General features: G+C 64.4%; 22 protein-coding genes. 9 read left to right on the top strand and 13 right to left on the bottom strand.

Features of this window, described 5'->3' with window-relative positions; all coding sequences use genetic code 11:
* Window positions 1–59: 59 nt before the first annotated feature.
* From E0501_RS15990 to E0501_RS15950, 9 genes are all read right to left on the bottom strand, one after another.
* Window positions 60–2,264 (bottom strand): 3-hydroxyacyl-CoA dehydrogenase NAD-binding domain-containing protein, encoded by a 2,205-nt coding sequence (locus E0501_RS15990; protein ID WP_137702409.1) that lies wholly within the window; start codon window positions 2,262–2,264, stop codon window positions 60–62.
* A gap of 23 nt (window positions 2,265–2,287) precedes the next feature.
* Entirely contained in the window at window positions 2,288–2,722 is a 435-nt protein-coding gene (locus E0501_RS15985) for a hypothetical protein (protein ID WP_137702408.1), read from the bottom strand.
* Window positions 2,723–2,726: 4 nt separating this feature from the next.
* Window positions 2,727–3,938 carry an acetyl-CoA C-acetyltransferase gene (locus E0501_RS15980; RefSeq protein ID WP_137702407.1) on the bottom strand — a complete coding sequence of 404 codons (1,212 nt, stop codon included), beginning with the start codon at window positions 3,936–3,938 and terminating at the stop codon, window positions 2,727–2,729.
* 16 nt (window positions 3,939–3,954) lie between these two features.
* Complete coding sequence (locus E0501_RS15975; RefSeq protein ID WP_137702406.1) at window positions 3,955–4,587, bottom strand: glutathione S-transferase family protein; 633 nt, start codon at window positions 4,585–4,587, stop codon at window positions 3,955–3,957.
* Between the two features lie 298 nt (window positions 4,588–4,885).
* Complete coding sequence (locus E0501_RS15970; protein WP_137702405.1) at window positions 4,886–6,022, bottom strand: acyl-CoA dehydrogenase family protein; 1,137 nt, start codon at window positions 6,020–6,022, stop codon at window positions 4,886–4,888.
* Window positions 6,023–6,039: 17 nt separating this feature from the next.
* Entirely contained in the window at window positions 6,040–6,252 is a 213-nt protein-coding gene (locus tag E0501_RS15965; protein ID WP_137702404.1) for a hypothetical protein, read from the bottom strand.
* Between the two features lie 47 nt (window positions 6,253–6,299).
* Window positions 6,300–8,075: an acyl-CoA dehydrogenase C-terminal domain-containing protein gene (locus E0501_RS15960; RefSeq protein WP_137702403.1), complete on the bottom strand. Its 1,776-nt coding sequence runs from the start codon at window positions 8,073–8,075 to the stop codon at window positions 6,300–6,302.
* 50 nt (window positions 8,076–8,125) lie between these two features.
* On the bottom strand, window positions 8,126–8,533 hold the full coding sequence (locus E0501_RS15955) for a MerR family transcriptional regulator (protein WP_137702402.1): 408 nt from the start codon (window positions 8,531–8,533) through the stop codon (window positions 8,126–8,128).
* A 95-nt stretch (window positions 8,534–8,628) separates the two neighbouring features.
* Window positions 8,629–9,057, bottom strand: coding sequence for a MerR family transcriptional regulator (locus E0501_RS15950; RefSeq protein ID WP_137702401.1), 429 nt, complete (start codon window positions 9,055–9,057; stop codon window positions 8,629–8,631).
* 208 nt (window positions 9,058–9,265) lie between these two features.
* Between E0501_RS15950 and E0501_RS15945 the strand changes: the two genes are divergently transcribed.
* The 6 genes from E0501_RS15945 (at window position 9,266) to E0501_RS21770 (ending at window position 15,777) form a co-directional block, all read left to right on the top strand.
* Complete coding sequence (locus tag E0501_RS15945) at window positions 9,266–9,691, top strand: PaaI family thioesterase (RefSeq protein WP_235857880.1); 426 nt, start codon at window positions 9,266–9,268, stop codon at window positions 9,689–9,691.
* Entirely contained in the window at window positions 9,691–10,200 is a 510-nt protein-coding gene (locus tag E0501_RS15940) for a PaaI family thioesterase (protein WP_137702400.1), read from the top strand. The genes E0501_RS15945 and E0501_RS15940 overlap by 1 nt, the downstream gene beginning before the upstream one ends.
* Window positions 10,193–11,512, top strand: coding sequence for an MATE family efflux transporter (locus E0501_RS15935; protein ID WP_137702399.1), 1,320 nt, complete (start codon window positions 10,193–10,195; stop codon window positions 11,510–11,512). Before E0501_RS15940 ends, E0501_RS15935 begins: the two co-directional genes overlap by 8 nt.
* Window positions 11,513–11,603: 91 nt before the next feature.
* Complete coding sequence (locus E0501_RS15930) at window positions 11,604–12,854, top strand: lytic murein transglycosylase (protein ID WP_137702398.1); 1,251 nt, start codon at window positions 11,604–11,606, stop codon at window positions 12,852–12,854.
* A gap of 145 nt (window positions 12,855–12,999) precedes the next feature.
* Window positions 13,000–13,194 (top strand): hypothetical protein, encoded by a 195-nt coding sequence (locus E0501_RS21385; protein WP_205123513.1) that lies wholly within the window; start codon window positions 13,000–13,002, stop codon window positions 13,192–13,194.
* A gap of 12 nt (window positions 13,195–13,206) precedes the next feature.
* Window positions 13,207–15,777 carry a hypothetical protein gene (locus E0501_RS21770; protein ID WP_137702397.1) on the top strand — a complete coding sequence of 857 codons (2,571 nt, stop codon included), beginning with the start codon at window positions 13,207–13,209 and terminating at the stop codon, window positions 15,775–15,777.
* 69 nt (window positions 15,778–15,846) lie between these two features.
* On the opposite strand, the gene arsC is transcribed toward E0501_RS21770, so the two are convergent.
* From arsC to E0501_RS15910, 3 genes are read right to left on the bottom strand one after another with little or no spacing between them, the layout of a single operon-like run.
* Entirely contained in the window at window positions 15,847–16,185 is a 339-nt protein-coding gene (gene arsC, locus E0501_RS15920) for an arsenate reductase (glutaredoxin) (protein WP_137702854.1), read from the bottom strand.
* Window positions 16,186–16,187: 2 nt separating this feature from the next.
* A complete protein-coding gene (locus tag E0501_RS15915) occupies window positions 16,188–17,249 on the bottom strand; it encodes a quinone-dependent dihydroorotate dehydrogenase (RefSeq protein WP_137702396.1) in 1,062 nt (353 codons plus the stop codon).
* Entirely contained in the window at window positions 17,246–17,581 is a 336-nt protein-coding gene (locus tag E0501_RS15910; protein WP_137702395.1) for a DUF952 domain-containing protein, read from the bottom strand. The genes E0501_RS15915 and E0501_RS15910 overlap by 4 nt, the downstream gene beginning before the upstream one ends.
* A 104-nt stretch (window positions 17,582–17,685) precedes the next feature.
* On the opposite strand from E0501_RS15910, the gene E0501_RS15905 reads away from it, so the two are divergent.
* Complete coding sequence (locus E0501_RS15905) at window positions 17,686–19,272, top strand: bifunctional metallophosphatase/5'-nucleotidase (RefSeq protein ID WP_407943449.1); 1,587 nt, start codon at window positions 17,686–17,688, stop codon at window positions 19,270–19,272.
* 233 nt (window positions 19,273–19,505) lie between these two features.
* Window positions 19,506–20,174, top strand: a complete 669-nt coding sequence (locus tag E0501_RS15900) for an SOS response-associated peptidase (RefSeq protein WP_137702394.1) — start codon at window positions 19,506–19,508, stop codon at window positions 20,172–20,174.
* On the opposite strand, the gene E0501_RS15895 is transcribed toward E0501_RS15900, so the two are convergent.
* Complete coding sequence (locus E0501_RS15895; protein WP_137702393.1) at window positions 20,171–20,770, bottom strand: dimethylsulfonioproprionate lyase family protein; 600 nt, start codon at window positions 20,768–20,770, stop codon at window positions 20,171–20,173. The genes E0501_RS15900 and E0501_RS15895 overlap by 4 nt on opposite strands.
* Window positions 20,771–20,915: 145 nt before the next feature.
* On the opposite strand from E0501_RS15895, the gene E0501_RS15890 reads away from it, so the two are divergent.
* The gene (locus tag E0501_RS15890; RefSeq protein WP_137702392.1) at window positions 20,916–21,428 is read left to right on the top strand and encodes a hypothetical protein; all 513 of its coding nucleotides are present in this window, start codon (window positions 20,916–20,918) and stop codon (window positions 21,426–21,428) included.
* The last annotated feature ends 31 nt before the right edge of the window (window positions 21,429–21,459 follow it).

Below are 21,459 nucleotides of genomic sequence, written 5' to 3'. Positions count from 1 at the left end.
CGAAACGAAAAAAGGCGCGCCGGGATGGCGCGCCTTTGCGTGTGTGTCGCGGGCGGCGATCAGGCGGCCTGGGCCTGATCCGGGGCAAAGCGGCCATAGAAGGTCTCGACCTTCTCGGCCATTTCGACCAGCAGCGCCGGGGGGGCGAAGCGGTCTCCGAATTTTGCCGCCAGCTCGTTGCAGCGCTCGACGGCGTAGGGCGCGCCGATGATGTCGAGCCAGGAGAACGGGCCACCCGACCAGGGCGCAAAGCCCCAGGCCAGGACGGCGCCGACATCGCCTTCGCGGATGTCTTCCAGAACGCCTTCTTCCAGCGCTTTGACAGCTTCCAGCACCTGGGCGAACATCAGCCGGTCCTGTACTTCCTGCAGGGGGGGCTGTTCCTCGGCCAGCGGGTACTTGTCGTGGATGCCCTGCCAGTAGCCCTGGCGCTTGCCGTTTTCGTCGTAGTCGAAATACCCGGCCTTGGCCTTGCGGCCCAGGCGGCCCTGTTCCTCCATCCAGAAGACCAGGTCGTCGGCCTCGGAGGCGGGGTATTCGTTGCCCATCGCTTCCTTGGTGGCGCGGGTGATCTTGGCCGCGAGATCGATCGAGGTTTCATCGCCCAGCTGGATCGGCCCGACGGGGAAGCCCAGCTGCCGCGCGGCGTGGTCAATGAGCGGCAGCGCAACGCCTTCGGTGACCATGCGGGTGGCTTCGTTGCCGTAGGGGATGATGCAGCGGTTGCAGTAGAAGAACCGCGCATCGTTCACGACGATCGGTGTCTTGCGGATCTGGCGCACGTAATCCAGCGCCTTGGCCACGGCCCGCGGGCCGGTCTCTTTCCCCTTGATGATCTCGACCAGGAACATGCGTTCGACGGGCGAGAAGAAGTGGATGCCGATGAACTGCTCGGGCCGTTTCGAGGCCTTGGCCAGCCCGGTGATCGGCAGGGTCGAGGTGTTGGAGGCGAAGATGCAATCCTCGGGGATCACGGCTTCGACCTTCTGGGTCATCTCGGCCTTTACCTTCGGATCTTCGAACACGGCCTCGATGATGAGGTCGCAGCCCTCGAGCGCAGAGAGATCGGAGGTGGCGGTGATCTGCGCCAGCGTTTTTTCTTTTTTCTCTTCGGTCGCCTTCCCGCGCTTGATGCCCTTGTCCATGTAGTTGGCGGTATAGGATTTGCCGCGTTCGGCGGTTTCATCGTCGCGGTCGATCAACACCACGTCCATCCCTGCCATGGCCGAGACGAGCGCGATGCCCGAGCCCATCATGCCGGCGCCCAGAACGCCCACCTTCTTGACCCGCTGATCGGGAATGCCCTGGGGTCGCACGGCGCCTTTTTCCAGCGCTTCCTTGTTGACGAAGAGCGACCGCATCATCGCTGCGGAGGACGGGTTCATCAGGATGTTGGTGAACCAGCGCGCCTCGACCCGCAGGGCGGTATCGAAGGGCACCTGCGCGCCTTCGTAGACGGCCGAAAGGAGCGCCTTGGCCGCCGGGAAGGCACCTTGCGTCTTGCCGTTGACCATGGCCGAGGCGCCGACGAAGGTCATGAAACCAGCCGGGTGATAGGGGGTGCCGCCGGGCATCTTGTAGCCCTTGGCGTCCCAGGGTTTGACGATATCGGCGTCGGTGGCGTTCAGCACCCACTCTTTCGCTGCAGTCAGCGGATCCTCGACCACCTCGTCGATGAGGCCGGCCTTGGCGGCCTTGTCGGGCGAGATCATCTTGCCTTCGAGCAGGTAGGGCGAGGCGCCCATCGCGCCCAGCTTGCGCACGAGCCGCGTGGTGCCGCCGGCGCCGGGGAAAATGCCGACCATGATTTCCGGCAGACCGATCTTGGCCTTCGGGTTGTTGGCGGCAAAGATGCGGTGCGTGGCAAGCGGCAGTTCAAGGCCGATGCCCGCGGCAGTGCCGGGCAGGGCCGCGGCGACGGGCTTGCCGCCTTTCTTGGTTTTGAAGTCCATGCCGGCCAGTTCGATTTTCCGCAACAGGCCATGCATCTGCATGATGCCGTCAAAGAGGCCCTTGGCGGGTTCGTCGCCGGCGTTGTTCTTCATGTCGGCCAGCACCGTCAGGTCCATGCCGCCGGCAAAGCTGTCATCTTTGCCCGAGGTGATGACGATGCCCTTGACCGCCTCATCGGCCAGCGCATCGTCGATGCAATCGCTGAGCTCTTGCAGCGCGTCGGCGCGCATGACGTTCATGCTTTTGTCCGCCACGTCCCAGGTGATGACGGCGACGCCATCGGCGCCTTTTTCCATTGTGAAGTCAGCCATTTATGTCTCCATTCGCGCCGGTGTCAGGTAAAGGATCCGTCGTCGATCCCGGCCTGGCCCAGCGTCCAGTTGATATGTCCAAGCGAGCTTTGAATGCGGTGGAACCGCCAGCCATCCGCGCCGAGGCGCATCCACATCACCGAATGGAACGGATCGACCGCGCGGCCAGAGCGGCGCAGCAGATTGACGAGACAAGTCACGATCTTCTGGGTCTCGTCGGGTTCCTCGACCTCGGTCACCTCGCGGTAGATGTCGTTGATGCCGTGCAGGCGGATGTTGTTGCAGTAAAGCTCGAAATCTTCCCTGAGTGCGGCCTCGGTCTCCAGCGTGTAGGGATTGCCGTCGCGCGGTTCGATCCGGAGCGGCAGCTCCATCACCTGCGCGTAAAGGGCGAAATCCCCCTCCACGAGCGCCTTGGTCAGGCGCTCGGCCAGTTCGCGGAATTCCCGGGCCGACACGGGCTTACACCCGTTCGATGATGGTGGCCGCGCCCATGCCGGACCCGATGCAGAGCGTGGCAAGCCCCACTTCCTTGTCCGAGCGTTCGAGCTCGTCCACCAGCGTGCCGAGGATCATCGCGCCGGTCGCACCCAGCGGGTGGCCCATGGCGATGGAGCCGCCGTTCACGTTCACCTTGGCATGATCGACGCCGAAGGCCTGTTCAAAGAGAAGCACCACCGAAGCGAAGGCCTCGTTCACCTCGAACAGGTCGATGTCGCCGATCTCCATGCCGTTCTCGGCCAGGATCTTTTTCGTTACCGGTACCGGGCCGGTGAGCATGATCGTGGGATCTGTGCCGATTTTCGCGGTGGCGCGGATGCGGGCGCGCGGCTTGAGCCCGTATTGTTCGCCGAACTCCTTGTTGCCGATCAGCACGGCGGCGGCGCCATCGACGATACCGGACGAGTTGCCGGCGTGGTGAATGTGGTTGATCCGCTCCAGCTCGGGGTATTTCAGGAGCGCTACGTTGTCGAAGCCCGGCATCACCTCGCCGATCTGCTGGAAGCTGGGTTTCAAGGCGCCCAGCGCCTGCATATCGGTGCCCGGGCGCATGTATTCATCGTGATCGAGGATGTTGAGCCCGTTGACGTCCTTCACCGCCACGATCGAGCGGTCAAAGCGGCGGTCGTCCCAGGCGGCCTTGGCGCGGTTCTGGGATTCGACGGCCAGCGCATCGGCGTCGTCGCGGGTGATGCCGTATTTCGTGGCGATGATATCGGCGCCGATGCCCTGGGGCACGAAATACTGTTCGATCGCGATCGAGGGATCGACGGCGATGGCACCACCGTCCGAGCCCATGGGCACGCGGCTCATGCATTCGACGCCGCCGGCGATATAGGCATTGCCGGCACCCCCGCGTACCTGGTTGGCGGCGACGTTGACGGCTTCGAGCCCCGACGCGCAGAAGCGGTTGATGGAAAGGCCCGGGATCGATTCATCGAGATCCGAGGCCAGAACGGCGGTGCGGGCAAGGCAGGCGCCCTGTTCACCCACCTGGGTGACGTTGCCCCAGACCACATCCTCGACGGCGTGGCCTTCGAGGTTGTTGCGGTCCTTCATCGCATTGAGCGCAACGGCGGACAGCCGCGCGGCGGTCACCTCGTGCAGGGCGCCGTCGGCGCGGCCCTTGCCGCGCGGGGTGCGCACGGCGTCATAGATATAGGCGTCGGTCATTTGCGTCTCCTTCAGGTCAGGCCCGATCCGAGGGGTTGCCCGGCATCAGGTCATAGGGGTGTTTCCAGCCCGGCGTGTTTTCGATGTTCGAAAGCCACCGGTCGATATTGGTCCATTCGGTGCGGTCGAAACCGAAGGGCTCAGGGTAGAAGAGGTAACCGCAGCAGGACATGTCGGCATTGGTGATGCCGTCACCGACAATCCAGTCGCGGCCCGCGAGATGCGCATCGAGCGTCTGGTAGGCGGCCTTGAGACGCCCCTGCATGAAGCCAATCACCTCGGCCGGGCGCTTGTCCTCGGGCAGGAAGTTCATCAGGAAGCGGGTCATGCCGGCCTGCGAGCTGAGCTTGTGGTTGTCCCACAGCACCCAGCGCAGCACCTGGTACTTGTCATCGCCTTCACCGCCGAACTTGCCGGTCTGGTCGGTGATCCATTGCTGGATCGCACCGGACTGGGTGAGGCGGAAATCGCCGGCTTCGAGCACCGGGGCTTCGCCCATGACGTTCATTTCGCGAAACTCGGGGCTGCGCGAGGCGCCCGAGAAGAAATCGACGAAGACGGGCTCCCAGTCGAGGCCCGAGAGTTCGAGGGCGAGCGCAGCCTTGTAGGCGTTGCCGGATTCGCCGAAGCAGTGGAGTTTGATGGTCATGTGTTGCTCCCTGTTCTTGGGGCGGAGCTGGGGGTTTTGCACCCCCAGACCCCCGCAGGATATTTCATGCAAGATGAAGGTGGGGACTTTAACCCGAGGTTAACGTTAATGCCGTCTGAATGGATAGGCGTTACAGGCTGGGAAGCCGATGGACGCGCAAGGTGAAGCCACGCCCGCCACCGCCAAGGCGCCCCAGGCAGCAATGCGGTGGCGGCGGGGTGGACCATGCCTTCATCTTGCGAAAAATATCCCCGCCGGAGGCTTCCGCCCGTTTCAGTATGCGCTGTGGTCAGGAGGATCAAAGCGACCTCGCGATCAGTTCTTTCATGATCTCGTTGGTGCCGCCGTAGATGCGTTGCACGCGGGCGTCGGCCCACATTTCGGCCACCGCGTATTCCTGCATGAAACCATAGCCGCCATGCAGCTGCACACATTCATCCAGCACCTCGCCCTGCGTGTCGGTGGTCCAGTATTTCGCCATCGCGGCCTTTTCGACGGTTAGTTCGCCCTTCAGGTGCTCGGCAATGCATTCATCCACGAAGGCGCGGGCGACGGTCAGCTTGGTCTGGCATTCGGCCAGCTTGAAGCGGGTGTTCTGGAATTGCATGAGGTTGCCGCCGAAGGCCTCGCGCTCCTTGCAATAGGCGATGGTGCGCTCGATGGCGCCCTGCATCGCGCCAACGGCGCCGCAGGCGATGATCAGCCGTTCCTGCGGAAGCTGCTGCATCATATGGTAGAAACCGCGGCCTTCTTCGAGGCCGAGGATGTTTTCCGGCGGCACCTCGACATTGTCGAAGAACAGTTCGGACGTATCGGCGGCGTGCATGCCGACCTTTTCGAGGTTGCGGCCACGCGAGAAGCCCGCTGCGCCCTCGGTTTCGACGACGACGAGGCTGACGCCCTTGGCGCCCTGCGAGGGGTCGGTTTTCGCGGCGACGATGATCAGGTCGGCGTGCTGGCCGTTCGAGATGAAGGTTTTCTGGCCCGACAGGCGGTAGGAATTGCCGTCTTTCACGGCCCGGGTCTTGATCGCCTGCACGTCCGAGCCGGTCGAGGGTTCTGTCATCGCGAGGGCACCGACCATTTCGCCGGACACCATTTTCGGCAGCCAGCGCTTTTTCTGTTCTTCGGTTCCGTAGGCCAGGATGTAATGCGCCACGATGCCGGAGTGGATCGGATTGCCCCAGCTGGCCAGGTTGGCGCGGGGGTGTTCCATCATGATCACCGCCTCGTGCCCGAAATCGCCGCCATGGCCGCCGTATTCCTCGGGGATCGAGGGGCAGAGCAGGCCCAGCTCGCCCGCCTGGTTCCAGGCGGAGCGGTCCATCTGGCCCTGTTTGCGCCAGCGTTCGAAATGGGGCGCCCATTCATCGTTGATGAACTTGGCGGTCATCTCGGCGAGCATCCGGTGCTCTTCGGTCATCCAGGATGACATGTGGTTCCTCCCCAGGTTTATCGTTTGCGCGCGTCGATTTCCGCGTTGAAGAGCCGCAGCCGGGCGGTTAGGTTCTCGTGATTCATCACGCTGTCGAAATGCTCGAACAGGAAGCTGAGTGCTTCCCCTTCGTCCAGCCCCGCCTCGGCCGCGAACCGCTTGAGACGTCGGTAGCCGTCTTCCGTCATGGCGACGGGAAAGCGGCGGGTCAGGCGGAAGCGTTTTGGCATCGGTCTCCTCCGGGACGTGGGTAAGCCGGGCTTGAGCCCGGCCTACGTCAAAAGGCGTCGGCTGCGAGCGCCATCACAGGGTCGGCGCCGCTTTCGATTCGTGCAAGATGCATTGACGTGGCGGGCAGCCGGCGCGTCATGTAATAACGCCCGGTGGCGAGCTTTGTCTCGTGGAACGCCGCGTCGGAGGTGCCGTTCGCCAGCGCCGAGAGCGAGGCCCTGGCCATCATGCCCCACACCAGGCCGAGGCAGACATGGCCCATCATGTGCATGAAATCGGTCGAGCCAGCCAGCGCCGCGTTGGGGTTCTTCATGCCGTTCTGCATGAAGAACATGCCGGCGGCCTGAAGATCCTTCGAAGCTTTCTTCAGGGGCTCGACGAAGTCGGCCATGCCGTCCACATCCTTGTTCTCGCTGCAGAAGTTCTTGACCAGCTCGAAGAAGGCCATCACATGCTTGCCGCCGTCTTGGGCCAGTTTGCGGCCTACGAGGTCGAGCGCCTGAACGCCGTTGGCGCCTTCGTAGATCATGGCGATCCGGGCGTCGCGGGCGAACTGGGACATGCCCCATTCCTCGATATAGCCGTGACCGCCATAGACCTGCTGGGCCTGGATGGTCATGTCGAAGCCTTCGTCGGTGAGGAAGCCCTTGATCACCGGCGTGAGCAGCGAGATCAGGCCATCGGCGTCCTTGTCATTGGACCGGTGCGCCTTGTCGATCAGATGTGCGCCCCAGAGGATGAAGGCGCGGGCCCCTTCGACAAAGCTCTTCTGATCCATCAGCATGCGGCGCACATCGGGGTGCACGATCAGCGGATCGGCGGGGCCATCGGGGTTCTTGGTGCCGGTCACGTCGCGGCCCTGCAGGCGGTCGCGGGCGTAGTCCACGGCATTCTGATAGGCGACTTCGGCCTGGGCCAGGCCCTGCATGCCGACGCCGAGGCGGGCCTCGTTCATCATGGTGAACATGGCGCGCATGCCCTTGTGCTCTTCGCCGAGCAGGTAGCCCGTGGCCTCGTCATAGTTCATGACGCAGGTCGAGTTGCCGTGGATGCCCATCTTTTCCTCGAGCTTGCCGCAGGAAACACCGTTGCGTTCCCCCAGAGAGCCGTCTTCCTTGACCATGAATTTCGGCACGATGAAGAGCGACACGCCCTTGATGCCCTCGGGGCCGCCGGGGATCTTGGCCAGCACGAGGTGGATGATGTTCTCGGCCATTTCGTGTTCGCCCGAGGAAATGAAGATTTTCTGGCCGGAAATCTTGTAGCTGCCATCGCCCTGCGGTTCGGCCTTGGTGCGCATCAGGCCCAGATCGGTGCCGCAATGCGGCTCGGTCAGGTTCATCGTGCCGGTCCACTGGCACGAGACCATGTTGGGCAGGTAGGTGTTTTTCTGCTCCTCGGAGCCATGGGCCAGGATCGCCGAGGCGGCACCGTGGGTCAGGCCCTGGTACATGGTGAAGGCCTGGTTGGCGGCGGAAAACATTTCGCCGACGGCGGTGCCCAGCACGTAGGGCATGTTCTGGCCGCCATACTCCTCGGGCATGTCGAGCCCGGTCCAGCCGCCTTCGCGGATCTGGTCGAAGGCCTCCTGAAAGCCGGTGGGCACGCGGACGACGCCGTTTTCCAGTTTGCAGCCCTCGGCATCGCCGACGGCGTTGAGGGGGGCGATCACCTCGGAGGTGAGCTTGCCGGCCTCTTCGAGGACGGCGGCGGTGAAATCGGATTCCAGCTCGGCATAGCCGGGGATGTCCGACGCGGAGACGTTGAGCACGTCGTGCAGCACATATTGCAGGTCTTTGGTGGGTGCAGTGTAGCTTGGCATGTCTCTTGTCCTGTTGGCGTTATCGTTACGGAAAATGGCTGGCCGCGCGGTTACTCGGCGGCCTTTTTCGTCTGGTTCATCGACTCGATGATCTTGGCGCCCCAGGCGAGTTGCTCTTTCAGGTCGGCAATCGCCTCGTCCAGCTCGGCGCGCTGGCGTTCCATATCGGCCAGGCGGTCCTGACCGATCTCAAAGGTCCGTTGCAGCTGGGTCTGCTGCTGGTCGCCGATGTCGTAGAGTTCCAGCAGCTGGCGGATTTCTTCCAGAGAGAAGCCGAAGCGCTTGCCGCGCAGGATGAGTTTCAGCCGCGCGCGGTCACGCTTGGTGAAGAGCCTTTTCTGGCCTTCGCGGATGGGAAAGAGAAGCTCTTTGGCCTCGTAGAACCGCAGGGTGCGGGGCGTCACGTCGAACGCGTCGCACATCTGGCGGATGGTCATCAGGTCATCAGAATCGGGCATGATCCGGCTCCGGTTGCTAAGCAGATGCCCGCTATGTGGAGGCGCGGATGAGTCGATGCAAGGAAAGTTGACGTTGACGTAAACGTAACGTCACGTCATTTGAGTTCGACCTCGAGTTTGGGGCGCCATTCGTCGCCGATATCGCCGCCTTGTTCCTCAGTTTCGATCAGTTTCACCGTGTTATCACGTGAAAGTTCGAGGGTTTCGATGGCGTCCTTGAGCTCATCGAGCTGGGCGCGCAGCACCTCGAGCTGGTTGTTGGCGGATTTCACCCAGGCCTTGCGGGCGTGGTAGCCGTCTTTCTCGTAGATCAGCAGCCATTGGCGGATGCCTTCGAGCTGAAACCCCCATTTGCGGCCGCGCAGGATGAGGATCATGCGCTCGATCTCGCGTGGGCCGTAGAAACGGGCACGGCCTTCGCGTTCGGGCTGCAGAAGCTCGATATATTCGTAATAGCGCAATGTGCGGGGCGTGACGTCGAACCGCTCGCACATTTCCTTGAAGGATAGTCGGATTTCGGACATCAAGCTTCTCCCTTGATTGGGATGGTATTGCGTTGCGCCGACAAGGGCAACTAGATCGCCAGCCATGTGACCGGTGCATTCTGCGCCGCAGTATTGAAATTTCTGCACCGGCATCAAGGGCCCGCCGGCAAACGACGCAAGGTTATTTCGTGGCTTGCACCGGTTTGGCATTACTGTTCAAACAAGGGCATCAAGAAGACGCGGGGCCGTGGGACCGGTGGACAAGTCGAAAATCGCCAAACAATTCATCGAGGCCATTCCCCATTCGCGCGCGTTGGGGATGGAACTGACCGATATCGGGGACGGCACGGCGGAGATCCGCATGCCCTATGACGAGCGGTTCGTGGGCGACCCGGAAACAGGCGTGATCCATGGCGGCGCGGTGTCGGCTCTGATGGATACCTGCTGCGGCGCGGCGGCGATGAGCCACCCGTCTTCGCCGGCGGGAACGGCGACGATCGACCTACGGATCGACTACATGCGCCCGGCAACGCCGGGGCAGGCGATCACGACACGGGCCGAATGTTATCACATCACTCGCAGCGTGGCCTTTGTGCGTGCCGTCGCCATGGACGAAGACGAAACCCGCCCTGTGGCCACGGCGACAGGCGCCTTTACGGTGGAGGGCAAGTGATGGCCCGCAAGCGCCCCGAGCCCGTGCAGGTGGTCAAGCAGCGCCGCGATGCGGCGCTGAGCGCGCTGGTGCATGGCGTGCCCTATATCAACTATCTGGGCATCGAATTCGACCGCCGCGGCGACGAGCTGACTGCGATCATGCCCTATGACGACAAGCTGATCGGCAATCCGATGCTGCCGGCGATTCATGGCGGGGCGATTTCGGGTTTCTTAGAGGTCACGGCGGTGATCGGGCTGAGCTGGGCGGTGCTGTGGGACCAGATCGAGGCGGGCGAGCGCGATGTCGACGAGATATTGAAGGGCCACCTGCCGCGCCTGCCGAAGACGATTGATTTCACCGTCGATTACCTGCGCTCGGGTCTGCCGCGCGATGCCTATGCGCGCGCCAAGGTGAACCGGTCGGGCCGGCGCTATGCCAGCGTGCATGTCGAGGCCTGGCAGGATAACCGCAACCGCGCCTTTGCCCAGGCGACCGGGCATTTCCTGATGCCGCCGCGCAATGGCTGAAGCGGCGCCGATCACCCATAAACGGGTGTTGAAAATCGCCATTCCGATCATGCTGGCCAATGTCACCGTACCCGTTCTGGGCGCGGTGGATACCGGCGTGGTGGGCCAGATCCCGTCACCCGAGCCGATTGCGGCGGTGGGGGTGGGGGCGATCATCCTGTCGGCGGTCTACTGGATTTTCGGTTTCCTGCGGATGGGCACGACGGGCCTGACCAGCCAGGCCGCCGGCGCCAAGAACCGGGCCGAGGTGGCCGCGCTGCTGACCCGATCGCTGATGATCGGGCTGGCGGGGGGCGTGGTACTGATCGTGCTGCAACCGCTGGTCTTTGCCGGGGCGTTTCGCATCTCTCCCGCCAGTGCCGAGGTCGAGGCGCTGGCGCGGGATTACATGCAGATCCGCATCTGGTCGGCGCCGGCGGCGATCGCGATCTACGGGATCACCGGGTGGCTGATCGGGCAGGAACGTTCGCGCGGGATGTTGTGGCTCTTGTTGTGGATGAACGGCATCAACGTGATCCTGGATTTCTGGTTCGTGCTGGGCCTGGGCTGGGGCGTGAGCGGCGTGGCCTGGGCGACATTCTGTGCCGAGTGGTCGGCGCTGGGCTTTGGCCTGTGGCTGTGCCGGGGCGCCTTTGCCGTGCCGGACTGGCGCAACTGGGAGCGGGTTTTCGACCGGGTGAAGCTGAAACGGATGGCGGTGGTGAACACCGATATCCTGATCCGGTCGCTTCTGTTGCAGGCGATCTTCGTGTCATTCCTGCTGTTGGGTGGGCAGTTCGGCGATGTGGCGCTGGCCGCGAACCAGGTGCTGTTGCAGTTCCTGCATATCACCGGCTACGCGATGGACGGGTTTGCCTTTGCCGCCGAGGCGCTGGTGGGGCAGGCGTTTGGCGCGGGCGCGGTGATGCAGCTGCGCCGCAGCGCCCTGATGGCGAGCTTCTGGGGCGCGGTGGTGGCGGTGATCCTGGCGGGGGTGTTCTGGATCGCGGGGCCGCAGATCATCGATATCATGGCCAAGGACCCCGAGGTGCGGGCCGCGGCGCGGACCTATCTGCCCTGGATGATCGCGGCGCCGCCGATGATCCTGGGGCTGGTGATGTTCGACGGGATCTTCATCGGCGCGACACGCTCAGCGGACATGCGCAACATGATGCTGGTGGCGGCGCTGGTTTACGCCGCGGCGGTGTGGCTCTTGATCGGACCATTGGGCAATCATGGCCTGTGGCTGGCGCTGCATATCTCGTTCATTGCGCGTGGCGCGACACTGGCGCTGCGCTATCCGGCGCTGGAGAGGGCGGCGGCGGCGGCGTGAACGGAACCTTGCCGATCACGCAGGCGTGCCCTTGTTTCGCAGGCGGGGACGCGTCACACTTGTTTTCAGAGCAGGCGAGAAGGTGGGTGTGATGCAGGTCACGAGACGGTTTTTCACGATGGCGGCGCCGGTGGCGCTTTTGGCGGGTTGCCAAGGCGGCGTGGTGCCCAAGGTGGCATCGGGCGGCGGTGCAATGGACCCGGCCATGCGTCCGCAGGCGAACCCGGGCTACGATGCCTGGGTGGCGGCGTTTCGCGGGCGCGCGGCGGGCGCGGGCATTTCCCAGGCCACGCTGAACGCGGCCTTCCGGGGGGCGGGATACCTGCCGGGCGTGGTCGAGCGCGACCGCAACCAGACCGAGTTCACCCGCACGACCGAGGACTACCTGGCGATCATGACCTCGGACGAGAAGATCGCCAACGGGCGGGCGGCCTTTGGCCGGCGCCGGGCGGTGCTGGGCGAGATCGAGGCGCGCTATGGCGTGCCCGCCCAGATCGTCGCGGCGATCTGGGGCGTGGAAAGCCGCTATGGCGCGCGGCGCGGAAATATTCCCGTGATTTCAGCCACTTCGACGCTGGCCTATGACGGGCGCCGCGGAGCGTTTTTCGAAAAGCAACTGATCGCCGCGCTGCGGATCCTGCAGCGCGGCGACGTGAGTGCGGAGCGGATGATGGGGAGCTGGGCGGGGGCGATGGGGCATACGCAGTTCATCCCCACGACCTTTGACGCCTATGCGGTGGATTTCCGCGGCGACGGGCGGCGCGATATCTGGAGCGACGATCCGACCGACGCGCTGGCCTCGGCGGCGGCGTACCTGGCGAAATCGGGGTGGCGCGAGGGCCAGCGCTGGGGGCTGGAGGTGCTGGTGCCCGAGGGGTTCAATGCCGGCCTTGCCGGGCGCGGCAAGGGCCGCGCGGTGGACGACTGGGCGGCGATGGGTGTGCGTAACGCAAGCGGCGGCAGCCTTCCGAACCATGGCGCGGCCTCGGTGCTTCTGCCCGCAGGGCCGGGCGGGCCGGCCTTTATGATCTTCAACAATTTCAATGTCTTGCTGCGCTACAACAACTCGGAAAACTATGCGCTGGGGGTGGGGCACCTGTCGGATCGGCTGGCCGGGGGCGGACCGCTGAAGGGCAGTTTCGGGCCCGACCGCTATGGCCTGACGATCAAGGACCGCAAGGATATCCAGCGCCGCCTGATGGCGAAGGGATACGACACCGGTGGCGCGGATGGCGTGTTCGGCAAGAAATCCGAGGCCGCGATCAGCGCCTACCAGCAGGCCAGTGGATTGGCGGTGACGGGCGAGCCATCGCGCGCGCTGCTGGCGCATCTCAAGGGTTAGGCAAGACAGGTTAACGCCACCGCACGGTCGAAATCCGGGGGGTGACATGCGTGCACCGCCCGGCTGACATCCGGCTGCCGGGGAAATCGGCCCGCAATTTAACGCTTCATGGTTAATGCTGCGTGCGGTGGTAGGTCGGCGATTCATGTTTGCCGACGAAAAGTGGCAGGGCATTTTCGGGCAACATGGACTTGGCTCAATCTATTGGCCCGGGCGTTATCTCGATCGCCGCGTCATTTGGATAAAGTTTTCACAGGCCGCGACAATCGCCATTTTTTCGTCACATTTCGATGTAAGCCCTCAACCAAAGCGATGGGCTTTAATTAGTGAGCAACTTTAGGGAGAAGGTATTATGCCCAAACCAGGCAAAGGCGGCGGCAACGACGGCGGCAGCATTTCCGGCAACAAGCGCGACAACATCCTGACAGGAACGACGACTGCCGACCTGATCGAGGGAAATGACGGCAACGATACGCTGATCGGGTTGGACGGCAACGACACGCTTCTGGGCGGCAATGACAATGACTGGCTGGACGGCGGCGCGGGCGATGACAGCATCGACGGTGGTGCCGGAACCGACATCGCGTTGTTCAACGGCAACCGCGACGACTACACGGTCACCGATCTGGGCGGCGGGCTGATCGAGATTTCGGGGCCGGAAGGCACCGATACGTTCACCAATATCGAGCTGTACGAGTTTGCCGACATGACGCAGAGCGCGGCCGAGGTTGTCGTGCCACGGCTGGCGAACCTGGTGGCGGGTACGCTGACTGTCTATGACACGTCGCTGGCGCCGGGCAAAGGCACGGGTGCGGCGTTTCACCTTGTCTCGAACGGGGTGGTCGACGCCGGAGAGTCGGTGTTTGAGCTTCTGATCGCGTCGGCCCCGGACGAGGGGGCGGTGATCGCGGTGCTGGATACCCAAACCGCGGCGCCGATCGTCACCGGCGATACGGATGTTTATCAAACCACGATCCCGGCTGATGTGCTGGACCCCGGCACTTACTGGGTGGCGGTGCGGGCGGACGCCGCCGGCACGATCGAGGAAGAGGACGAAACCGACAACCTGGCCGACTGGGTGCAGATCACCATCGAGGAACCGGTTACCGATCTGCGCATGGTTTCAGCCACGCTGGGAGCGGGCACCGATACCGACCTGAGCGACGGTGCCGGCCTGATCGAGATCGATTATGCCATCACCAATGCGGGCAATACCGGCTCGGGGCAGTATCGTGTGGTGGCGTTCCTGTCGCGTGACGGGACGGTTTCCGCGGATGATATCCAGATTGCCGAGTATTCGGGCCTTCTGTTCGATGGTGGTTCGGCCACGAACCAACTGCGCGCCTACCTGCCCGGGGATACCCCGGGCGGCGACTGGCAGGTTCTGACCACGATCGAATGGACCGGCGGCGAAACCGAAGCAACGCCGGGCGACAACACGATTGCCCAGGCAGTGAGCCTGACCCCGGTGGTGTCGGATTTGCGGCTGAACGCGGCCACGCTGGGCGGGGCCACCGATACCGACCTGTCGGGGGGTGGCCAGCTTGAGATCACCTATGACTGGGAGAATGCCGGCGCGATACCGCAGGGTGCGTTTTCGATTAAATCCTACCTGTCGACCGACGCGGAAATCTCGGCCGATGACATGGCCATCCTGGGCATTTCCGGCGGCACGGTTGCGGGGCAGGTTGGGTCGAGCACGACCTCGCACTACTTCCAGCCCGATTTCGAAGCGGGCACCTATTACCTGATCAGCGAAATCACCTGGGCGGATGGCACCGTGGAGGCGTCGCCGCAGGACAACACAATTGTCCAGCAGGTGACGTTCTCGCCCGCGCTGCGCGATCTGGCGATCAACGATGTGACGCTGCGCGCGGAAACGGACCTGGTACTGGACGAGGATGGCGGCCTCTTGAGCTATGACGTGGCTATCAGCAATGTCGGTGAGGTGTTCTCGGAGGCGCCGGTGACGGCCTGGCTGTCGACAGATGGCAGCATCAGCGCCGATGATATCCGCATCGACGGCGGAACGGTTTCGCTGGCCGCGGGTGAAAGCACGACCGTGTGGGTCGATGCGGCGCTCGATCCGGCGGTTCATGCGGGCGACTACACCTTGATCGTGACGCTGGCCGCGCCGGATGACTATGCCGGAAACAGCGTGTTCCGCATGGACCTGACGCTGGAGGATCCCGCGGCGCCGCCGGTGATCAGTGGTACGGAAGCAGCCGATACCCTGACCGGCACCGCGGGCGATGACGTGATCGAGGCGTTGGGAGGCGATGACCTGATCCTGGCGACCGACGGTTTTGACGTGACCGACGGAGGTGAGGGTTTCGACACGGTCGATTTCTCGGGCCTGTCGGTCGGGGTGAGACTGGTTGGTGATTATTCCGAGCCCGGCGCGATCTTCCGCGAAGACCCGGTGACGGGCGGGCGCGAACAGACCTTCCGCAATGTCGAGGCCATCATTGGCACGGGCGAAGCCGATGTGGTGAGCCTGTGGAATACCGATCTGCGGTATCTGGATCTGGGCGCGGGCGATGACATGGCCGGGGGCAGCGAATACGACGACGTGATCCTGGGTGGTGCTGGAAATGACCTGGTCGCCGGCGATATGGGCGACGATACCGTGACGCTGGGCGAGGGCGCCGACATTTTCGGGGTCAGCCGGTATTCATCGGGGCCGTTCCCGTTTGGCAGCGGAAATGACGTGGTGACCGATTTCGACGCCAGCGAGGATGCGTTGTATTTCCAGATTACGAGCGGCACGACATACGATCCTCTGGCCGATACCGTGCAGACGGCCGAAGGTGCGCTGATTTCCTATGTCGAAGGGTCGAGTATTCTGCTCGAAGGCGTGGACATGGCCGATCTGACGGCGGCGAATTTCATGTTCGAGGATTCGATCAATACCTTCGGCTGAACCTGCTCGTGATGGCACAGGAAAAGGGCGCGTCCAACCGGCGCGCCCTTTGTCCTGAAACGTAAGCGCCTAGAGAATGTCGAGCACGGATTCGGGCGGGCGGCCGATGGCGGCCTTCCCGCCGTGGAACAGGATGGGCCGTTCGATCAGTTTCGGCACACGGGCCATGGCGGCGAAAAGCGTGTCGTCGTCGCTGTCTTTCGTCAGGCCCTCGGCTTTGAACTCGGGCTCCTTGGTGCGCATCATCGCGATCGGCGCCAGGCCCAGCGCGGCGGCGGCGGCGCGCAGCTCGGCCTCGGAGGGGGCATCGTCGAGATAGCGGCGCACGGTGGGGGCGTGGCCCTGCTCTTCGAGCAGCGCCAGCGTCTGGCGGGACTTGGTGCAGCGGGGGTTGTGCCAGATGGTCAGTGTCACAGCCAATCCTTTCGTTTTGATCCGACGGCATAGGCCACGTTGGCATGGCCGTCGCGTTCGAGCAGGGCATCGAGACCGCGGGCGATGTCGGGAATGACCGACAGGCCCTGATACACCATGGCCGAATAGACCTGCACCGCGGAGGCGCCGGCGCAGATCTTGGCATAGGCGTCTTCGGCCGAGGATATACCGCCGACCCCGACGAGGGGGATATGCTCGTCGAGCAGGCTGGAGAACTTTGCCAGCACGCGGGTGGACATCTCGAAGAGCGGCGCGCCGGAGAGGCCGCCGGCCTGATCCCTTGCCGGGCTTTGAAGCCCCTCGCGGGAAAGCGTGGTGTTGGTGGCGACGATCCCGTCGATGCCGACGGCGCGGGCCACCTCGGCGATGTCCTCGATCTCGGTATCGGTGAGATCCGGCGCGATCTTGAGGAAAATGGGGATCGGACGTTTCAGCCAGTTGCGGGTGGCCAGCACGCCGCCCAGAAGCTCGCGCAGCGCCGCTGGGCCCTGCAGGTCGCGCAGCGCCTCGGTGTTGGGCGAGGAGACGTTGACGGTGGCGAAATCTATGAACGGGCCGCAATGGCCCAGCACGCGGCTGTAATCCTCGGACCGGTCGGCGCTGTCCTTGTTGGCGCCGAGGTTGAGACCGATGATGATGCCGGTGGGTTTGACGCGCAGCCGGGCCGCCGCAATCTCCATGCCGTCATTGTTGAAGCCGAAGCGGTTGATGATCGCGCGGTCCTGGCGCAGGCGGAACAACCGCGGCCTGGGGTTGCCGGGCTGGGGCCGGGGGGTGATGGCGCCCACTTCGAGAAAGCCGAAGCCCGCGCGCGACAGAGGGTGCATCAGCGTGGCGTTCTTGTCGAAGCCTGCGGCAAGGCCGATGGGGTTGGGCAGCGACAGCGAGGCCAGTTCGCTGCGCAGGCGCGGCGAGGTGACTGGCCCGCCCTTCGGCCCGAAGCCCGCGCGCAGTGCGACATGGGCGAGATCATGCGCGCGCTCGGGGTCGAGGCGGTGCAGGACGGGCAGGGCGAGGCGTTCGAGTGTGGTGGTCATAGCAGCCTGCCGAAGTTGTGGACGCCGTTTTCCAGCGGCAGGGGTTCGTGCCAGAGCACATCCTCGATCCGCAGATCGCGGTAGAGATGCGGGAAGAGGTCGCCGCCGCGCGAGGCCTCCCATCTGAGCGCGTCGCCGAGTTTGTCGGCGTCGATCGCCAGAAGATAGAGCCCGTCTTCGCCCTTGAAATGCCGGGCGGCGGTTTCGCGGACCTGATCGCCCTTCGACAGGTGGACGAACCCGTCGGCAAGATCGACCGGGGCCCCGGCGGTGTGGCCCTTTTCGAGAAATGTGCGGAACTCGTCGGTGCGGAAAATCTTGTAAATCAGCATGAGGGTTGATTGCCCGTCCGGGCGGGCGCGGTCAAGGCGCATTCCCCTACGTGGGCTTTGACAGGTGCGAAGTGGCGCGGCACCATTCGACTCAGGGATTTTCCATGAGCGAGGTATTGAAGATGTTTGCACGTATGCTGGGCGCCGCTGCGGCGCTGGCGGTGAGCGCGGGCATGGCGGCGGCGGATTACAGCCTGACCATCCTGCACACCAATGATTTCCATGCCCGGTTCGAGCCGATCAGCAAGTATGACAGCGGCTGCGGCGAAGAGGACAATGCCGAGGGCAAGTGTTTCGGCGGCTCGGCGCGGTTGATGACGGCGATCGGCGAGGCGCGCAAACGCTCGAACAACTCGGTGCTGTTCGACGGCGGGGACCAGTTCCAGGGCACGCTCTTCTACACCTATTACAAGGGCAAGCTGGCCGCCGAGATGATGAACCGGATGGGCTATGATGCGATGACGGTGGGCAATCACGAGTTCGATGACGGCCCCGAGGTGCTGCGCGGGTTCATGGACGCGGTGGACTTCCCGGTGCTGATGTCGAACGCGGATGTGAGCGGCGAGGAGCTGCTGGCGGGCACGCTGCAGAAATCGACGGTGATCGAGCGGGGCGGCGAGAAGCTTGGCCTGATCGGCCTGACGCCGCAGGATACCGACGAGCTGGCCAGCCCCGGGCCCAACATCATCTTCACCGATCCGGTGGACGCGGTGCAGGCCGAGGTGGACAAGCTGACCGCGGCCGGCGTGAACAAGATCATCGTGCTGAGCCATTCCGGCTATGCCGTGGATCAGCGCGTGGCGGCCGGAACCACCGGGGTGGACGTGATCGTGGGCGGGCATTCCAACACGCTTCTGGGCGAGATGGAGGGGGCGGCGGGGCCGTATCCCACGATGGTGGGGCAGACGGCGATCGTGCAGGCCTATGCCTATGGCAAGTTCCTGGGCGAGTTGAACGTCACCTTCAACGACGCGGGCGAGGTGACCGAGGCCAGGGGCGCGCCGCTGATCATGGATGCCGGCGTGGCCGAGGACGGCGCGGTGAAGGCGCGGGTGGCCGAGGCGGCGGTGCCGCTGGAGGAGATCCGCAACCGCGTGGTGGCCGAAACCGCCGCCCCGATCGGCGGCGAACGCGATGTCTGCCGGGTGCAGGAATGCGAGATGGGCAGCCTGATCGCCGACGCGATGCTGGCGCGGGTGCGCGACCAGGGCATTCAGATCGCCATCCAGAACGGCGGCGGTATCCGTGCCTCGATCGACGCGGGCCCGGTGACGATGGGCGAGGTTCTGACCGTGCTGCCGTTCCAGAACACGCTGTCGACCTTCCAGGTGACCGGCGAAACCATCGTGGCGGCGCTGGAAAACGGGGTGAGCCAGGTGGAAGAGGGCGCGGGCCGCTTTCCGCAGGTGGCGGGGATCCGCTTTGTCTGGGATCCCGCGCGGGCGCCGGGCAACCGTATCATGACCGTCGAGGTCAATGGCGCGGAGGGCTGGCAGCGGATCGAGCTGGACAAGGTCTATGGCGTGGTGTCGAACAACTATGTGCGCAATGGCGGCGATGGCTACAAGATGTTCCGCGATGCTGAGAACGCCTATGATTTCGGGCCGGACCTGGCGGATGTGACGGCCGAGTTCATTGCCGCGCAGGGCGCGTTCACGCCCTATACGGACGGACGGATCGCCAGGAACTGAGCGGGGCGGGGGTGGCGGCGCGCCCACCCGCCCACCCCGCGCCGCCACCCCCGCCCCGGCGCCGTATCAGATGTGCCGGAACGTCGTGCTCGTGGAGAGCGGGAAGAGGGGCGCTGCCCCTCGGCCGCGAAATCGGGGATTTCGCGGCCTTCACCCCGAGGTATTTCCGGTCAGATGAAGGGGCCGGATGGGTGCGGGTTTTCACGTCGCGCCGGTGCGCCTATCGTGGGACCATGTGCGGACGCTTCGCGATAACCTTGCCCAACGATGCCATGGCGCGGCTTTTCCAGGCGGTGCCGGCCAACGACCTACCCGATGTGCCGAATTACAATGTGTGCCCGACGACGCAGATCCATGCGGTGAGCCGCGATGCGGACGGGCAGAGGCGGCTGGGCGCGATGCGCTGGGGTTTTGTTCCGCACTGGTACAAGAGCCCCACCGACGGGCCGCTTCTGATCAATGCGCGGGCCGAGAGCATTGCCGGCAAGCCTGCCTTTCGCGCCGCGGCACGCGAACGGCGTTGCCTGATCCCGGCGAGCGGGTTCTATGAATGGTCGAAGGATGAGCAGGGCAACCGCTATCCGTGGTATTTCAGCCGGACGGATGGTGCGCCGATGGTCTTTGCCGGGGTCTGGCAGGTCTGGGACAGGGGCGAGGCGCCGCTGACCACTTGTGCCATCGTGACCTGTGATGCGAACAAGGTGGCGGGCAAGGTGCATCACCGGATGCCGGTGATCCTGGAAGAGGCGGACTGGGGCAAGTGGCTGGGCGAGGAGGGGCGTGGCGCGGCGCTGTTGATGAAGCCCGCGGGCGAGGACGTGCTGCGTGGCCACCGGGTGAGCCGCGCGGTGAATTCCAACCGCGCGCATGGGCCGGAGCTGATCGAGGAGATCGAGGACTAGCCGCCGGGGGCGTCGATGCCGGGTTTGGCGGTGAGGCCCGCGCCCTTCCAGACCGCGACGGCGAGCAGGGGGGCTGCGTGCATCTCCATGGAGTGCGGCAGGTTCGGCGGGTGATGGACGAGGGTGCCCGGTCCGGCCTCGACCGGGTCACGACCATCGGCGAGGAAGCGCGCGCCGCCGGCAAGCACGCAGTAGATTTCTTCCGGCGCGTGCCAGTGGCGCGGATAGGTGAGGCCCTGGCCCCAGACACCGAAGGAAATGCGCAGGTCCTCCGCGATGAAGGGGCCATCCGGGCCGACGAGGTTGAACCAGCCGTAATTGTCGAGGTAATGCGCGCCGACCTCGGCCCGGGAATAGCTTTGCTGCCATTCGAGATGCGGGGCGGCGGCCAGAACGGCGAAGGTGAGCGGGGCGGTCTCGGGCGCGGTTTGCGGCATCAGCAGATCGAGCCCGGCGGTGACCGGCAGGTCGTGCGGCTGGGGTAGGGTGAGCGACAGGCCGTCGAGCGGGCCTGCGAATTCCATCAGCGCGCGTTTGGTGGCGATCAGCGCGCGTGTTTCCGTCATCAGCGTGTTGAGGGCGTTTTCGGGGGTCATGGCGGGCCTCGTGCCTGTTGGGGGCGATGTGCCATCTAGGCCACAGAAGCGCGCGTGGGTCCATACCCGGCGGGTGGACCGGTCTTGTGCGGCCGCAGGCCACGGGGCAGGCTGGCCGGGTAACGGTGACGAGGGGGCAAGCGGTATGGCCGACGGACGCGTGGATGACCGCGAATACGCATTGGAACTTTACCGGGCGTATCGCGAGAAGGTGGTGCATGAGGATGCGCTGGTGAACCAGCGGATTTTCTGGTTCGTGACCTTCCAGGCGCTTCTCTTCACCTCGTTTTCATTGCTGACCGAAGGCAATATCGGGCCGCTGGCCTTCCGGCTTTGCGTTTTGGTGTTTTCGCTGGTCGGCGTCGGCTCGGCCGCGTCGACGTATTTCAGCGTGTCGGCGGCCTTCAGGGCCAGTGCGGTGACGGCGGAAAGCTGGCGGGACCTGACACATGCCGACGGCACGCACAAATACGACCCCGAGGGCGAGTTCCCGGCGGTGGCAGGGGCGCGGATGCGGCCGGGGGCCGAGGGAAATATCGAGCTTTTGGGGAAATACACCGGTTACAGCCTGCCGATCCTGGTGATCGTGGCCTGGATTCTGTTGTCGCTGATCGTTTTCGAGGTGCCCGACGTTCTGACCCGGGTGAGCGGGGCCTGACGTTGGGGGCCCGGGGTTGGGGGCCTGAGGC

It is taken from the genome of Marimonas lutisalis, assembly GCF_005434965.1.
In the GTDB taxonomy this organism is placed as follows: domain Bacteria; phylum Pseudomonadota; class Alphaproteobacteria; order Rhodobacterales; family Rhodobacteraceae; genus Marimonas_A; species Marimonas_A lutisalis.
The sequence above is the reverse complement of the archived record's forward strand: the minus strand, read 5'-3'. Positions and strand labels throughout refer to the sequence as shown.

Coding starts and splice junctions, on each gene's coding strand:
- E0501_RS15980 (WP_137702407.1), bottom strand. CDS start 3,938: ATGACCGACGCCTATATCTATGACGCCGTGCGCACCCCGCGCGGCAAG.
- E0501_RS15915 (WP_137702396.1), bottom strand. CDS start 17,249: ATGACCACCACACTCGAACGCCTCGCCCTGCCCGTCCTGCACCGCCTC.
- E0501_RS15890 (WP_137702392.1), top strand. CDS start 20,916: ATGGCCGACGGACGCGTGGATGACCGCGAATACGCATTGGAACTTTAC.
- E0501_RS15900 (WP_137702394.1), top strand. CDS start 19,506: ATGTGCGGACGCTTCGCGATAACCTTGCCCAACGATGCCATGGCGCGG.
- E0501_RS21770 (WP_137702397.1), top strand. CDS start 13,207: ATGCCCAAACCAGGCAAAGGCGGCGGCAACGACGGCGGCAGCATTTCC.
- E0501_RS15965 (WP_137702404.1), bottom strand. CDS start 6,252: ATGCCAAAACGCTTCCGCCTGACCCGCCGCTTTCCCGTCGCCATGACG.
- E0501_RS15905 (WP_407943449.1), top strand. CDS start 17,686: ATGAGCGAGGTATTGAAGATGTTTGCACGTATGCTGGGCGCCGCTGCG.
- E0501_RS15935 (WP_137702399.1), top strand. CDS start 10,193: ATGGCTGAAGCGGCGCCGATCACCCATAAACGGGTGTTGAAAATCGCC.
- E0501_RS15970 (WP_137702405.1), bottom strand. CDS start 6,022: ATGTCATCCTGGATGACCGAAGAGCACCGGATGCTCGCCGAGATGACC.
- E0501_RS21385 (WP_205123513.1), top strand. CDS start 13,000: ATGTTTGCCGACGAAAAGTGGCAGGGCATTTTCGGGCAACATGGACTT.
- E0501_RS15930 (WP_137702398.1), top strand. CDS start 11,604: ATGCAGGTCACGAGACGGTTTTTCACGATGGCGGCGCCGGTGGCGCTT.
- E0501_RS15975 (WP_137702406.1), bottom strand. CDS start 4,587: ATGACCATCAAACTCCACTGCTTCGGCGAATCCGGCAACGCCTACAAG.
- E0501_RS15950 (WP_137702401.1), bottom strand. CDS start 9,057: ATGTCCGAAATCCGACTATCCTTCAAGGAAATGTGCGAGCGGTTCGAC.
- E0501_RS15960 (WP_137702403.1), bottom strand. CDS start 8,075: ATGCCAAGCTACACTGCACCCACCAAAGACCTGCAATATGTGCTGCAC.
- E0501_RS15910 (WP_137702395.1), bottom strand. CDS start 17,581: ATGCTGATTTACAAGATTTTCCGCACCGACGAGTTCCGCACATTTCTC.
- E0501_RS15990 (WP_137702409.1), bottom strand. CDS start 2,264: ATGGCTGACTTCACAATGGAAAAAGGCGCCGATGGCGTCGCCGTCATC.
- E0501_RS15895 (WP_137702393.1), bottom strand. CDS start 20,770: ATGACCCCCGAAAACGCCCTCAACACGCTGATGACGGAAACACGCGCG.
- E0501_RS15940 (WP_137702400.1), top strand. CDS start 9,691: ATGGCCCGCAAGCGCCCCGAGCCCGTGCAGGTGGTCAAGCAGCGCCGC.
- E0501_RS15955 (WP_137702402.1), bottom strand. CDS start 8,533: ATGCCCGATTCTGATGACCTGATGACCATCCGCCAGATGTGCGACGCG.